The 16,408-nt window shown below is 76.3% G+C and carries 3 protein-coding genes; 2 read left to right on the forward strand and 1 reads right to left on the reverse strand.

Annotated features, from left to right (window positions below; genetic code table 11):
- Positions 1–60 precede the first annotated feature (60 nt).
- Together ADL08_RS14810 and ADL08_RS14815 are read left to right on the forward strand one after the other, a co-directional pair.
- Positions 61–14,301 carry a non-ribosomal peptide synthetase gene (locus ADL08_RS14810; RefSeq protein ID WP_053642956.1) on the forward strand — a complete coding sequence of 4,747 codons (14,241 nt, stop codon included), beginning with the start codon at positions 61–63 and terminating at the stop codon, positions 14,299–14,301.
- Positions 14,298–14,507: an MbtH family protein gene (locus ADL08_RS14815; RefSeq protein ID WP_053642958.1), complete on the forward strand. Its 210-nt coding sequence runs from the start codon at positions 14,298–14,300 to the stop codon at positions 14,505–14,507. Before ADL08_RS14810 ends, ADL08_RS14815 begins: the two co-directional genes overlap by 4 nt.
- A 64-nt stretch (positions 14,508–14,571) precedes the next feature.
- Here ADL08_RS14815 and ADL08_RS14820 read toward each other — a convergent pair whose 3' ends face one another.
- Entirely contained in the window at positions 14,572–16,401 is a 1,830-nt protein-coding gene (locus ADL08_RS14820; protein WP_053643052.1) for an ABC transporter ATP-binding protein, read from the reverse strand.
- Positions 16,402–16,408 lie beyond the last annotated feature (7 nt).

Consider the following 16,408-nt stretch of genomic DNA (forward strand, 5'->3'; position numbering starts at 1 on the left):
GACGGCCGCGCCCCCGCTCCACCCCACCGACGCACCATCAGGGAAAGGCACCCCCGAACGATGTTTGACGCCGAGTCGGACCGGACGACCGCCGACGGACTCCCCCTCACGGGCGGACAGTCCGGAATCTGGCTGGCCCAGCAGATCGAGCCGGACGGCTCGGCCTACCACATCGCGTTCGTCCTGAGACTCCGCGGCGACATCGACCCCGACCGCCTCGCGGCCGCCGTCCGGCGGGCCGTCGAGGAGGCGGAGAGCCTGCACGTCCGGATCACCGGCGCCGACGGCGCCCCGCGCCAGATCCCCACCCGCTTCCCCGTCGACGTGACCCGCGTCGACCTGCGGGACGAGACCGACCCGGAGGAGGCCGCCCACCGCTGGATGGAGGCCGACCGCGACCGCCCCGCCGACCCGGCCGGAGGCCCGCTGTTCGCCCAGGCCCTCCTCCGGCTCGCCGACGACCGGATCTGGTGGTACCAGCGCTACCACCACCTCCTCGTCGACGGCGCGGGCGTCGCCCTGATCAGCCGCCGCGCCGGCGACCTCCACACCCTCGGCGACGCGGCCCCGGCCCCCGACTGGTCCCTGACCCGGCTCGTCGCCGCCGACACCGCGTACGCCTCCTCCGAGCAGCACGCGGCGGACCGCGCCTACTGGCGGGAGCGGATGGCCGGCCGGCCCGAGCCGGTCCGCCTCGTCCCGCGCGCCGCCGCCCCCATGCGCCGCCGCGTCCGCGACACCGCCGTCCTCGACCCCGCGACCGTCGCCGGACTGCGCGCCCGCGCGGACGACGCGGGCGTGCCGCTGTCCCGCCTCCTGCTCGCCGCCGTCGCCGCCCATCTGCACCGCGCCACCGGCGAACAGGACCTCGTCCTCGGCCTCCCCGTCACCGCCCGCCGGGACCCCGCGACGCGGGACGTCCCCGGCATGGTCTCCAACATCCTGCCGCTGCGCCTCGCCGTCCGCCCCGACACGACCGCCGCCCGGCTCCTGGACGCCGTGGTCACCGGCGTCTCCGAACTCCTCGCCCACAGCCGCTACCGCGCCGAGGACCTCGCCAGGGACCTCGGCCTGACCGACGGCGTACGGGAACTCGTCGGCCCCACCGTCAACGTCCTGCCCCAGCCCGACGGAGTCCGCTTCGACGGCGCCGAGGCCGAGTTCGTCCCGCACTGGCTCGGCCCGGTCGGCGACCTCGCCCTCACCTTCGGAGACCTCGGCGACGGCGACGGCATCCGGGTCCACCTCGACGCGGACGCCGACGTCTGCGACGCGGCGGCCCTCGCCGGCCACCGGCGCCACTTCCTCGCCGTCCTGGCGGCCCTCGCCGGAGACCCCGACCGGCCCCTCGGACACATCGAGCTGACCTCCGGGGAGGAACGCGCCCGGCTGCTCGGCGAGTTCGGCGTCTCGCCCCGGCCCGCGCCCGAGACGACCTGGCCCGCCGCCTTCGCCGAGCGGGTCCGCCTCGCCCCCGACGCCGTCGCCCTCGTCTGCGAGGACCACGAGCTGACGTACGCCGGGCTCGACGCCGCCGCGAACCGCCTCGCCCGGCTCCTCGCCGCCCGGGGCGCGGGCCCCGAGGACGTCGTCGCCGTCGCCCTGCCCCGCTCCCCGGACCTGGTGGTCGCCCTCCTCGCCGTCATGAAGGCCGGCGCCGCCTACCTCCCCCTGGACGCCGAGCACCCCCAGGACCGCATCGCCCACATGCTGGACGACTCCGGCGCGCGCACGGTCGTCACCACCCGCGAGCTGTCCGCCGCCCTGCCCGACGCGCCCGGCGTCGCCCGCGTCCTGCTCGACGACCCGGACACGGCCGCCGAACGCGCCGCCCTCGACCCCGCGGACCCCGCCGTCCCGGTGGCGCTCGACCAGGCCGCGTACGTCATCTACACCTCGGGCTCCACCGGCCGCCCCAAGGGCGTCGTGGTCTCCCACGACGGCGTCGGCAGCCTGATCGCCACCGCCACCGACCGCATCGGCGTCACCGCCGACAGCCGGATCGTGCAGTTCGCCTCCGCCGGCTTCGACGTGACCGTCTGGGACCTCGTCATGTCGCTGTGCGTCGGCGGCCGGGTGATCCTCGTCCCCACCGAGCGCCGCGTCGCCGGACCGGCCCTCACGGACTACATCGCCCGCCACCGCGCCACCCACATGATCCTGCCGCCCTCCCTCGTCTCCGCGCTGCCGCCGGAGTGCGACCTGCCCGACGGCTCCGTCCTCGTCGTCGGCACGGAGGCCGTACCCGGCGAACTCATCGCCCGCTGGGCCGGACGCGTCCGGGTCGTCGTCGCCTACGGCCTCACCGAGGCCACCGTCAACTCCACGCTCTGGCTCGCCGACGCCGACCGGCCCGGCCCCGCCCCCATCGGCCGCCCCGACCCCAACACCCGCGCCTACGTCCTCGACTCGGCCCTGCGCCCCGTCCCCGTCGGCGCCGAGGGCGAGCTGTACGTCGGCGGGCGCGGCCTCGCCCGCGGCTACCTGGGCCGGCCCGGACTCACCTCGGAGCGCTTCGTCGCCGACCCGTACGCCGACGGGCCCGGCGCCCGCATGTACCGCACCGGCGACCGGGTCCGCTGGAGCGCCGACGGCAACCTCGAATTCCTCGGCCGCGCCGACGGCCAGATCAAGATCCGCGGCCACCGCGTCGAACCCGGCGAGGTCGAGAGCGCCTTCATGGCCTGCCCCGGCATCGCCCAGGCCGCCGTCCTCGTCCGCGACGACCACCGCGGCGTCAAGCGCCTCGTCGGCTACCTCGTGGCCGGGACCGGCACGGACGCCGAAGCGGCCGACGCCGCCGTCGCCGGGGCCCGCGCCCGGATCGCCGAAACCCTCCCGGACCACATGGTCCCCTCCGCCCTCGTACGCCTCGACGGGCCCCTGCCGCTCACCCCGAACGGCAAGCTGGACCGCCGCGCCCTGCCCGAGCCCCGGTGGACCGCCATGGCCGGCGACGACGCGCCCACCACCCCCGCCGAGACCGCGCTCGCCGCGCTCTTCGCCGAGGTCCTCGGCCTGCCGTCGGCCGGCGTCCACGACAGCTTCTTCGAGCTGGGCGGCGACAGCATCGTCGCGATCCAGCTGGTCAACCGCGCCCGCGCCGCCGGCCTCGCGCTCACCCCGCGCGACGTCTTCCGGCTCCGCACCGTCGCCGCCCTCGCCGCGCACGCCGCCCCGGTCGCCACCGGACCCGAGCCGCTCCCGGCGGTCGCCCTCGACGAGGACGCCCTGCCCGTCTCACCGCTCCAGGAGGGCTTCTTCTTCCACGCGGTGTACGACGAGGACGCCGACGACCTGTACGTGGTCCAGGAACTCCTGGACCTCGCGGAGCCCGTCGACCCGGACCGGCTGCGCGCCGCCCTCCAGCTCCTCCTGGACCGCCACCCGCTGCTGCGCGCCTCCTTCCGGCAGCTGCCCGGCGGCGAGGTCGTCCAGCGGCTCGCGGACCGCGCGACCCTCCCGTGGTACGAGGCGGACACGGCCCGCACCGGCCTGGACGAGATCCTGCGGCAGGACCGCGCCCGGGGCTTCGACCCGTCCGAACCGCCCCTGCTGCGCGCCACCCTGGTCCGCGACGGGCACCGCCACCGGCTGCTGCTCACCCTGCACCACATCGTCGCCGACGGCTGGTCCGTCACCGTCCTGCTGCGCGAACTGACCGCCGCGTACGCGGGGGAGACCCTGCCCGAGCCCGCCGACCCGCGCCCCTACCTGGCCTGGCTCGCCACGCGCGACCGCGACGCCGCCCGGGACGCCTGGCGCGAGGCGCTGACCGGTCTGGAGGAACCGACCCGGCTGCCCGCCCTCGCCGGACCCCCCGCCGGGGACGGCGCGGACACCCCCCGCACCCGGACCGAGCGCGTCGACGTGCGCCTGCCCGAGGCCCTCACCGCCGAACTGACCGCCCGCGCCCGCCGCGAGGGCCTCACCCTGAGCACCGTCCTCAACGGCGCCTGGGCCCTCCTCCTCGGCGGCCTGACCGGCGCCCGGGACGTCGTCTTCGGCACCACCGTCTCCGGCCGCACCACCGAGGTCGAGGGACTGGACGCGGCCGTCGGCCTCTTCATCAACACCGTCCCCGTCCGCGTCCGGCTGCGCGCCGACGAACCCCTCGCCGCACTGCTGCGGCGCGTCCAGGACGACCACGCGGCGCTCCTCGACCACCAGCACCTCGGCCTCGCCGACATCCAGCGGCTCGCGGGCGGCGGCGAACTCTTCGACACCCTCGGGGTTTTCGAGAACCACCCCGCCGGCCCGCCCGCCGCCACCCCCCTGGTCACCGGCACCGAGGTCCTCGACGCCGTCCACTACCCGCTCGCGCTCGTCGCCGAGCCCCGCGACGGACACCTGTCGCTCCGCTTCACCCACGACCCGGCCCGCCTCGACCGGCTGACCGTCGCCGTCGTCGCCCACCGCTTCGAGACGCTGCTGCGCGCCTTCGCCACCGACCCCGGCCGCCCGACCGCCCGCGTCGGACTCCTCTCCGAGCGCGAGGCGGAGCGCCTCGCCGCGCTGAACGCCACCGACCACCCGCTCCCCGACCCGGACGCCACCCTCGCGTCCCTCTTCGCCGCCCAGGCCGCCCGGACCCCCGACGCGCCCGCCGTCGTCCACGAGGGCACCACCCTCACGTACGCGGAACTCGACCGCCGCGCCGAGGCCCTCGCCCGGCGGCTGCGGGCCCGGGGCGCGGGCCCCGAGGAGTTCGTCGCCGTCGCGGTGCCCCGCTCGGCGGAGCTGATGGTCGCCCTCCTCGGCGTCCACAAGGCGGGCGCCGCCCATCTGCCCGTCGACCTCGACCACCCCGCCGACCGGGTCGCGTTCATGCTCGCCGACTCCGGCGCGCGCACGGTCGTCACCACCACCGGCGCCGCCGGCCGGCTGCCCGGCGTCCCGGGCCTCGACGCCGTCCTCGTGGACCGCGAGGAGGAGGTCCCCGACGCGCCCCGCCCCGATGCGCCCCCTGCGCAGGCGGGCCCCGACCACCCCGCGTACCTGATCTACACCTCCGGCTCCACCGGCCGCCCCAAGGGCGTCGCCGTCACCCACCGGGCGATCGTCAACCGCCTCGCCTGGATGCAGGGGGAGTACGGGCTGACCGCCGACGACCGGGTCCTCCAGAAGACCCCGGCCAGCTTCGACGTGTCCGTGTGGGAGTTCTTCTGGGCCCCGACCGTGGGCGCCGCCGTCGTCCTCGCCCGCCCCGACGGCCACCGCGACCCCGGCTACCTGGCCGAACTGATCCGCGCCGAGCGGATCACCACCCTGCACTTCGTCCCCTCGATGCTGGCCGCCTTCGTCCAGGCCCTGGAGGCCGCGCCCGCCGGCCCCGACTGGGCGGCGCCCCTGCGCAGGGCGTTCTGCAGCGGCGAGGCGCTCACCGGCCCCGACGCCCGCCGCTGGACGGAACTGACCTCCGGACCCGGCCGGGGACCCGTACCGCTGCACAACCTGTACGGGCCCACCGAGGCCGCCGTCGACGTCACGCACTTCCCGTACGAGGGCGCCGACGAGCCCGCCGTCCCGATCGGCCGGCCCGTCTGGAACACCCGCCTGCACGTGCTCGACTCCTTCCTGCGGCCCGTCCCGGACGGCGTGCCCGGCGAGCTGTACCTCGCCGGGATCCAGCTGGCGCGCGGCTACCACGGCCGACACGCCCTGACCGCCGAACGGTTCGTCGCCGACCCCTTCGGGGTGCCGGGCAGCCGCATGTACCGCACCGGCGACCTGGTCCGCCGCCGGGCCGACGGCGCCGTCGAATACCTCGGCCGCACCGACCGGCAGGTCAAGATCCGCGGCAACCGCGTCGAACCCGGCGAGATCGAGACCGCCCTCGCCGCACTGCCGGACGTCGCCCGCGCCGCCGTGATCGTCCGCGACGGCGCCCTCGTCGGCTACGCGGTGCCCGCCCCCGGCGCGCCCGCGCCGGACGCCGGCGCCCTGCGCGACGCGCTCGCCGACGCCCTGCCCGCCCCCCTGGTGCCGAGCGCCGTCGTCGTCCTCGACGCGCTGCCCCTGACGCCCAGCGGCAAGCTCGACCAGAACGCCCTGCCCTCGCCCTCCGTCGCCCCCCGGGCCGGCGGACGCGCGCCCCGCGACGCCCGCGAACGCGCCCTGTGCGAGGTCTTCACCGCCGTCCTCGGCATTCCGGACATCGGCGCCGACGACGACTTCTTCGTGCTCGGCGGCGACAGCCTCACCTCGATCGCCGTCGCGACCGGGGCCCGTGAGAGGGGACTGACGATCAACCCGCGCGACGTGTTCCGGCACCGCACGCCCGCCGCGCTCGCGGCGGCGGCACCGGCAGGGCCCGAGCCCCGGGAAACCCCCGAGCCCCGGGAAACCCCCGAGGCCCCCGCCGTCACCGTCTCCGCCACCGACGCAGGACAGGCCGCCGCCGCGCTCCGGGCCGTCCTCGCGCGACAGAACCAGGTCGACCCCGCCCTCCAGGCCCTCCTCGACCAGCTCACCGCCGCCGCGGCCCCTCAGGAGCCGCAGGCCCCGGCCGCCCCGCTCGGCGGCCTGGAACTGACCGGGGAGGAGACCGCCCGGGTCGCCGAGGTCGCGGCGGGACTCCCCGTCGCCGACGTCTGGCCGCTCTCCCCGCTCCAGGAGGGCATGTACTTCCACGCCACCTACGACGCCGGGGACGCCCTCGACGTCTACCTGTCGCAGGAGACCCTGGACCTCGACCACCGCCTCGACGCCGACCGGCTGCGCGCCGCCTGCCGGGCGCTCCTCGACCGCAACGAGGGCCTGCGCGCCGGATTCACCAGCGACGGCCTGCCCCGGCCCGTCCAGTTCGTCGTCGACGGCGCCGAGATCCCGCTGACCGAGACCGACCTGTCCGGACTGCCCGCCGACGAGCATCACGCGCGCGTGGAGGAACTCCTCGCGGCCGACCGCCGGCAGCGCTTCGACCTGTCGGCCCCGCCGCTGTGCCGCCTCCGCCTGATCCGCCTCCCCGAAGGCCGCGACCGGCTCGTCGTCACCCACCACCTCATCCTGTGGGACGGCTGGTCCGCCTGGCTGTTCCTGGAGGAGCTGTTCACGCTGTACGAGAACGGCGGCGACCCCACCGGACGGGCCGCCCCCGGCTCGTACCGCGACTACCTCGCCTGGCTGGACGGGCAGGACACCGCCGAGGCCGTCGGCGCCTGGCGCGGCGCGCTCGCCGGCTTCGACGAGCCGACCCTGGTCGCCCCGACCGGCCGCGACGCGGGCCCGGTCATCCCGGCCGACTTCGACGCGGTCCTGACCGGGGGCACGAGCGACCGGCTGCGCGCCGCCGCCCGCCGCCACGGCCTCACCCTGAACACGGTCCTCAACGCCGCCTGGGGCCTGGTCCTCTCCGCCGCCACCGGCCGCCGCGACGTCGCCTTCGGCACGGCGGTCGCCGGACGCCCGGCGGACCTGCCGAACGCCGCCGGCATCATCGGCATGTTCCTCAACACCGTCCCGGCCCGGACCGCGTTCGCCCCCGAAGAACCGCTGCTCGACCTGCTGCGCCGCCTCCAGACCGAGCGGGCCGCCGTCATGCCGTACGAGTACGTCGGCCTCGGCACCCTCCAGCGGGAGACCGGCCACCGCCGCCTCTTCGACACCCTCTTCGTGCTGCGCTCCGCCGACGGCGAGGACCGGGCCGCCGCGCTCCGGCAGCGGCACGGCATCACCGGCGTCTCCAACGTCGACGGCACCCACTTCCCGCTGACCCTGATCGTCACCCCCGAGACCCGGCTCCGGGTCACCCTGGCGGCCCGCCCCGACCTGTTCGACGCCGAGGCGGCGGCCACGGTCCTCGGCCGCTTCACGGCCGTCCTGGAACGGCTCGCGGACCTCCTCGCCGGACCGGACGCCACCACCGTCCGCACCGCCGCCGTCGACCTGCTGCTCCCGGCCGAGCGCGCCGCCCTGACCGCCGGGCTCGCCGCCGGACGCGACCCCGTGCCGAACGAGACCGTCGCCGACATGCTCGCGGCCCAGGCCGCCCGCACCCCCGACGACGTCGCCCTGGTCTTCGGCGAGAGCTCCCTCACCTACGCGGAACTCGACGCGCGCGTCAACCGGATCGCCCGGCTGCTGCTCGCCCGGGGCGCCGGACCCGAGAAGGTCGTGGCGCTCGCGCTGCCCCGCTCCCTCGACATGGTCGCCGCCCTCTTCGCCGTCCTGCGCACCGGCGCCGCCTACCTGCCCCTCGACCTCGACCACCCGGCCGACCGGCTGCGCCTCATGGTCGAGGACACCGGCCCGCTCTGCCTGGTGTCCACCGCGGCCGTCGCCGCGGGACTGGACGCGGGCGCGCCCGAACTCCTCCTCGACGACCCGGCCGTCGCCGCCGAGCTGGACGCCCTGGACGCGGGCGAGGTCACCGACGCCGAACGGCCCGCGTTCGCGCACGACCTCCCGGACCGCCTGGAGCACCCGGCGTACGTCATCTACACCTCCGGCTCCACCGGCCGCCCCAAGGGCGTCGTCACCCCCTACCGGGGCCTGACGAACATGCAGCTCAACCACCAGGAGGAGATCTTCGCCCCGGCCATCGCCGCGGCCGGCGGACGGCGCCTGCGCATCGCGCACACCGTCTCCTTCGCCTTCGACATGTCCTGGGAGGAGCTGCTCTGGCTCGTCGAGGGCCACGAGGTCCACGTCTGCGACGAGGAGCTGCGCCGCGACGCCGAGGCCCTGGTCGCCTACTGCGACCGCCACCGGGTCGACGTCGTCAACGTGACGCCCACCTACGCCCAGCTCCTCGTCGAGGAGGGCCTGCTCGACCACGACGAGGCGGCCGGCAAGCACCGGCCCGCCCTGGTCCTGCTCGGCGGCGAGGCCGTCTCCGACACGGTGTGGAACCGGCTGCGGGACACCGACGGCTGCTACGGCTACAACCTGTACGGGCCGACCGAGTACACCATCAACACCCTCGGCGGCTCGACGGCCGACAGCGCGACCCCCACGGTCGGCAGGCCCATCCGCAACACCCGCGCCCACGTCCTCGACTCCATGCTCCGCCCGGTCCCGCCGGGCTGCCCCGGCGAGCTGTACATCGCGGGCACCGGCCTGGCCCGCGGCTACCACGACCGCCCCGGCCTCACCGCCGGACGCTTCGTCGCCGACCCCTTCGGAGAGCCCGGCGAGCGGATGTACCGCACCGGCGACCTCGTGCGGCAGCGGCCCGACGGGCTCCTCGACTTCCTCGGCCGCACCGACGACCAGGTCAAGATCCGCGGCTACCGCGTCGAACTCGGCGAGATCGCCACGGCCCTGTCCGCACACCCCGGCGTCGCCCACGCGGCGGTCGTCGTGAACACCGACACCGGCACCAAGCGGCTGGTCGGCTACTACGTCCCGGAGCGGGGGGAGACGGAGCCCCCCTCCGGGGAGCCCGACCCGCAGGCGCTCCGCGCCCACCTCAAGACCGCCCTGCCCGACTACATGGTCCCGGCCGCGCTCGTCGCCGTGGACACCCTCCCGCTGACCGTCAACGGCAAGCTCGACGTCCGCGCCCTGCCCGCCCCCGACCCCGTCCGCGCCGGAGGCACCGGCCGCGCCCCGCGCACCCCGCGCGAGGAGACCCTCCGGGACCTCTTCGCCCAGGCGCTCGGACTGCCCGGGGAGGCCGTCGGCATCGACGACGACTTCTTCGACCTCGGCGGGCACTCGCTCCTCGCCACCCGCCTCGTCAGCCGCGCCCGCACGGCGCTCGCCGCCGAACTCGCCATCCGCGACCTGTTCGAGGCGCCCACGGTCGCCGAGCTGATCGAGCGCGTCGACCGCGCCACGGGCCCCGCCCGGCCCGCCCTCACCGCGGGCGAGCGCCCCGACGAACTGCCGCTCTCCCACGCCCAGCAGCGCCTCTGGGTCGTCCAGAAGATCGAGTCCACCTCCGCCGCCTACAACTTCCCGCTCGTCCTGCGGCTGCGCGGCCCCCTCGACACCGACGCCTGGGAAGCCGCCCTGGCCGACGTCACGGCCCGGCACGAGGCCCTGCGCACCGTGTTCACGGAGCGCGACGGCCGGGTGTTCCAGCGGGTGCTGCCCGCCGGGGAGGCACGGCCCGCCGTCGAGCGGCTCACCGCCACCGAGGACGAACTGCCCGGCCTGGTCGACGCGGCCGTCAACCGGCCCTTCGACCTCGCCGTCGAACTCCCGCTGCGCGCCGCGGTCGTGGAGCTCGGCCCCGAGGACCACGCCGCGATCCTGCTGCTCCACCACATCACCACCGACGAGTGGTCCGACCGCCCCTTCCTCCGCGACCTCGCCACCGCCTACGCGGCCCGTACCGCCGGCACGGCGCCGGAGTGGGAGCCGCTGCCCGTCCAGTACGCCGACTACGCCCTGTGGCAGCAGCGCCTCCTCGGCGACCCCGCCGACCCGGACAGCCGGGCCGCCCGGCAGCTGGAGCACTGGCGCACGACCCTGGACGGCGCCCCCGAGGAACTGGAACTGCCCACGGACCGGCCGCGCCCGGCCCGCCCCGCCTTCACCGGCGCCGAACTGGACGTCGTCTTCGACGCCGACGTCCACGAGGGCCTGCGGCGGCTCGCCCGGGAGACCGGCGCCAGCATGTTCATGGTGGCGCACGCCGCCGTGGCCGCCCTCCTCCACCGCCTGGGCGCCGGCACCGACATCCCCCTCGGCGCGCCCATCGCGGGCCGCGGCGACGAGGCCCTGGACGACCTCGTCGGCTTCTTCGTCAACACCCTGGTGCTCCGCACCGACCTGAGCGGCGACCCGAGCTTCACCGAGCTCCTCGCCCGGGTCAGGGAGACCGACCTCGCCGCGTTCTCGCACGCGGACGTGCCCTTCGAGGCGGTGGTGGAGAAGCTCAACCCGACCCGGTCGCTCTCCCGCAACCCCCTCTTCCAGGTGATGGTCGGCTACCACGCCCGCACCGGCGACGCCCTCGAACTGCCCGGCCTGACCGCCGCGTACCTCCCCTTCCGCATCCGCTCGGCCAAGTTCGACCTGGTGTTCTCCTTCACCGAGCACACCCCGGCCGACGGCGGCCCCGGCTCCCTCGGCTGCCGCCTGGAGTTCGCCACGGAGCTCTTCGACCGGGAGACCGCCGAGCGGATCGGGGAACGCCTCCGGACCCTCGTCGCGGCCCTGGTCGCCGCCCCCGGACGGCCCGTCTCCCGGGCCGAGATCCTGGACGGCGCCGAACGGCACCTGGTCCTGGAGGAGTTCAACGCCACGGCCCGCGAGGTCGACGAGGAGACCTTCCCGGCCCTCTTCGCCCGGCGGCGCGCCGAACGCCCCGACGCGGTCGCCGTCGTGGAGCGCTCCCGTTCCGTGACGTACGCCGAACTCGACGCCCGCGCCGACCGCGTCGCCGCCCTCCTGGCCGCCCGGGGCGTCGGACCCGAGAGCGTGGTGGGCGTGGCCGTGCCCCGCTCGGTCGACACGGTCGCCACGGTCCTCGCCGCCATGAAGCTGGGCGCCGCGTTCCTGCCGCTCGACCCGGTCCACCCGGCCGACCGCCTCGCCTACATGATCGAGGACTCGCGCGCGGCCCTCGTCGTCGGCACCGAGCAGATCGCGGGCAAGATCCCCGACGTGCCGGGCGTACCGATGGTGCTGCTCGACGCGCCGGAGACCGCCGCCCCGCGCGACCTGCCGGACACCCCCCTCGGGAGCGGACCGGCCGCCCTGGACACGGCCGCGTACGTCATCTACACCTCCGGCTCCACCGGCCGCCCCAAGGGCGTCGTCGTCCCCCACGAGGGGATCGCCAGCCTGGTCGCCACCGCCGTCGACCGGATGGGCCTGGAACGCGACAGCCGCGTCCTGCAGTTCGCCTCCGTCGGCTTCGACGTCTTCGTCTTCGAACTGGCCATGGCGCTCTGCCACGGCGGCCGGCTCGTCCTGATCACCGACGAGGCCCGGGTCGCGGGCCCCGCCCTCACCGACTTCCTCGCCGACCAGCGGATCACCCACATGATCCTGCCGCCGTCCCTCGTCTCCGCCCTGCCGCCCGGCTGCGCCCTGCCCGAGGGCTCGACCGTCCTCGTCGGCACCGAGACCGTGCCGCCGGACCTCTTCGAGCGCTTCGGCACCACCGCCCACCTGATCTGCGCGTACGGGCTCACCGAGGCGACCGTCAACTCCACCCTGTGGCCCGCCCGCGAGCACCCGGGCCGCCCGTCCGGCCGGGTCCCCATCGGCCGGCCCGACCCCAACACCCGCTGCTACGTCCTCGACGAGCACCTCAGGCCGGTCCCGCCCGGCGTCGCGGGCGAGCTGTACGTCTCCGGACGCGGCCTCGCGCGCGGCTACCTCGGCAGGCCCGCGCTGACCTCGGAGCGGTTCGTGGCCGACCCGTACGGCCCGCCCGGCAGCCGCATGTACCGCACCGGCGACCGCGCCCGCTGGCGCGCCGACGGCAACGTCGACTTCCTCGGCCGCGTCGACACCCAGGTGAAGGTGCGCGGCTTCCGCATCGAACTCGGCGAGATCGAGGCGGCGCTCGCCTCCCACCCGTCGGTGGCCCAGGCCGCCGTGGTGCCCGACCGCGACGGCGACATCGTCCGCCTGGTCGGCTACGCCGTGCCGGAGGCGGGGGAGGGGGAGCCCGATCCGCAGGAGCTGCGCGTCCACGTGGCCGGCGTCCTGCCGGAGTACATGGTCCCGGCGCTCGTCGTCCCGCTCGACGGGCCGCTGCCCCTCACGCCCAACGGCAAGCTCGACCGGAAGGCGCTGCCCGCGCCGGACTGGGCCGCCATGACCGGCGACACCCGCCCGGCGAACGAGACCCAGGAGAGGCTCGCCGGGCTCTTCCGCGAGATCCTCCGCCTCGACCGGGTCGGCGTCCACGACAACTTCTTCGCGCTCGGCGGCCACTCCATGGCCTCGATGCGGCTCCTGGGCCGCGTCCGCGCCGAGTTCGGGGTCGAGCTGAGCATCCGCGACGTCTTCGACGCCCTGACGGTCGCCGGCCTGGAGGCCAAGCTGAAGGGGGCCGCCGCGGCCCGCCCGGCGCTCCTCCCCGCCGAGCACCACGAGGGGCCCCGGTTCGCCGCGCCCGTCCAGCGCCTCCACTGGGACGCGTACCGCCGCACCCCCGTCTTCGACCACGCCCTGGTGCTCCGCTCGCCCGGCGGCCTGGACGCGGAGGCCCTGACGGCCGCGCTCGCCGACGTGGCGGCCCGCCACGAGCCGCTGCGCACCGCCTTCGCCGAGCGCGACGGAGTCCTGCGCCTCACCGACGCCGCACCGCCCGTGCTGGTGCGGGAGGAGAGCGCGGACCCGGAGGCCCGCCTGCGCGAACTGGCCGGGGGAGCCCCCGCGCCGGACCGCGAGGCGCCGCTGCGGGCCCACCTCCTGACCGGCCCCGACGGACGGCAGTCACTGCTCCTCGCCCTCCACTACCTGGCCGTCGACGAATGGTCGGTCGTCCCCCTCTTCCGCGACCTGACGTCCGCGTACACGGCCCGTACGGAGGGCCGGGCGCCCGACTGGGAGCCGCTGCCCGTCTCGTACACGGACTACGCCCGCTGGGCCCGCGAGGTCCTCGGCGACCCCGGCGACCCGGACAGCAGGGCGGCCGGCCAGCTCGCCTACTGGCGGCAGGTCCTGAAGGACGCGCCGGCCGCGCTGGACCTCCCGGCCGACGCCCCGCACACCTCCGTGCCCGGCGCGGGCCACGTCGGCTTCGTCCTGGACGAGCAGCTGCACGCGTCCGTCGACGAGCTGGCCCGGGCGACCGGCACCAGCATGTTCATGGTCCTGCACTCCGCCCTGGCAGCCCTGCTCACCGCCCACGGCGCGGGCACGGACCTGCCGCTCGGCACGATGGCCGCGGGACGCGGCGACGACCGGCTCGCGGACCTGGTGGGCTGCTTCTTCAACACGCTCGTCCTGCGCACCGACACGGCCGGGGACCCCACCTTCGCCGAACTGCTCTCCCGGGTCCGGGAGACCACCCTGAGCGCCCTCGACCGCCAGGAGGTCCCCTTCGAGGAGGTGGCCCGGGCGGCCGGACTGCCCCCGGAGGGCCCGCAGGTCATGGTGATCCACCACGAACAGGCGGACCTGGACCGCCTGCAGGGCGGCGTCGGCTCCCTCGACGCCGTGCCGACCGGCTCCACGCGGGCCCGGCTGACCCTCAGCTTCTACGAGCCGCTGGGCGGGGGCCCGGTCCACTGCGGCCTCATCCACGCCACCGACCTGTTCGGCGCCGCCAAGGCGCGGCGCCTCGCCGACGAACTCCAGGGGCTGCTGCGCGCCGTGGTCGCCGACCCGGAGCAGCCGCTCTCGGAGCTGTTCACCGCCATGTCCACGAGGAGCGGCGACGCATGACCACCGACCCGTTCGAGGACCCGCGGGGCCGTTTCCCGGTCCTGGTCGACGAGGAGGGCCGGCACGCGCCGTGGCCGTCCTTCGCGGAGGCTCCGGCCGGCCGGCGCACCGTCTTCGGCGAGGGCACCGGGCAGGCCCGCGTGGAGTACGTGGAGACCCACTGGACCGGCCCGCGCCCGGCGGGCCCGGCGGCCGGGCGGGGCTGACCCCGCGACGGAACGGGGAAGGGCCCCTCCCGGACGGGAGGGGCCCTTCCCCGTGTCGTACCGCCTAGTCGAGCACGGCGGCCGGCTCGCGGCGGCTGTCGGACCAGGCCGACCACAGCTCGGCGTAGTGCCCGCCCGCCGCGACCAGCTCCTCGTGGGTGCCGTTCTCGACGACCCGGCCCCCGTCGAGGACGACGATCCGGTCCGCGGCGGCGGCCTGCGGGAGCCGGTGGGCCACCATCAGGCCCGTACGGCCCTCCAGGGCGCGCAGGGCGGCGGTCTCCAGGACCCGGGCGCCCGCGCTGCCCGCGTCGGCGGTCGCCTCGTCGAGGAGGGCGACGGGCGCGTCCGTGAGGACGAGCCGGGCCAGGGCCAGGTGCTGGGCCTGGGTCACCGTGAGCCGGTGACCGCCCTCGCCCACGACCGTCGCCAGGCCCTCGGGGAGCGCGTCGGCCCACTCCAGGGCGCCGACGTGGTCCAGGGCCGCGCGCAGCTCCCCGTCCGTCGCCCCGGGCCGGGCCAGGCGCAGGTCCTCGGCGAGGGGGCCGGAGAAGACGTGGACCTCCTGGCTGATCAGGGTGACGGCCCGCCGCACCCCGGCCGGGCCCAGCTCGCGAGTGTCCACACCGCCCAGGGAGATCGTGCCGGACGCCGGTTCGTGGACGCCCGCGATCAGCTTGGCGAGCGTGGTCTTGCCCGCGCCGCTGGCGCCGACCAGGGCGACGCGCTCGCCGCACCGCACGTCGAGGTCGACCTCGTGGAGCACCGGGTGCCCGTCCACGTAGGAGTGGCCGAGCCCCGTCACCTTGACCGAGCCGTCCACCGGCGCGGCGGGCCGCCCCTCGGGCTCCCGCTCCGCCGGGAGGCTCGACACGCCGACCAGCCGGGCCAGGCTCGCCCCGGCCGACTGGGCGTCGTCGATGAGGAAGAGCGCGGCGTTGATCGGGTTGAACAGGCCGTGGAAGTAGAGCGCCGCCGCCGTGGCCGTGCCGATGCTCACCGATCCGGCGTCGACCAGCAGGAAGCCGGTGACGAGGATCGAGGCCATGCCGAGGAACTCGGCGGCGTTCAGGCGGGAGAAGAAGCCGGAGACCAGGCGCATGCCGCTCGCCGCCAGGTCCACGGCCGCCCCCGACCGCTTCTCCAGCAGGTCCGCGTGGCGGTCGGTGAGCCGGAACGCCCGTACGGTGCGCACGCCCCCGACGCTGTCGAGCAGCTGGTGCTGGAGGGCGCCGGTCGCCACCCGGTGCTCGGCGTAGATCCGCGCGGCGCGCGGGATGTACCAGCGCACGGTGAGGACGTGCACCGGGACGGCGACGAGGACGGCGAGCAGGAAGCGCCAGTCGAGGACGGCGAGGCCCACCAGGGTCAGGACGATGGTGAGGAAGGCGTTCGCGAACTCGGGCAGGGCCTGCCGGACCGCCCGCGCGATCAGCGTGACGTCGCCCGTGACCCGGGCGGTCAGGTCGCCCGAGCCGGCCTTCTCGACCCGTTCGAGCGGCAGTCGCAGCGCCCGGGCGATGAACCGCTCCCGCAGGTCCGCGAGGACCGTCTCGCCGAGCCGGGCGACCAGCGACTTGCCGACGGCGGTGGCCACGCCCCGGGCCACGGCCACCGCGAGGAGCAGCGCCATCGGCACGGTCAGCGCGGCCGTCCCGCCGCGCTCCACGACCAGGTCCACGATCCGGCCCAGCAGCGGGGCGGTCAGCAGTCCGATGCCGGTGCCGGCGACCAGGACGGCCAGCGCGGTCACGGCGAGCGGCCGGTGGCGGCGCAGCAGCCCGCGCACGACGGCGAGGGTCTGCGCGCCGGTCGCGGTGGGCAGGAGGGCGCGCTCGGGCGCGCCGGTCGCGGTGGGCAGGGGCGCGCGCCCGGGCGTGCCGGATCCGCTCATCGTCCGT

Source organism: Streptomyces sp. NRRL F-6492 (assembly GCF_001280125.1).
Lineage (GTDB): Bacteria > Actinomycetota > Actinomycetes > Streptomycetales > Streptomycetaceae > Streptomyces.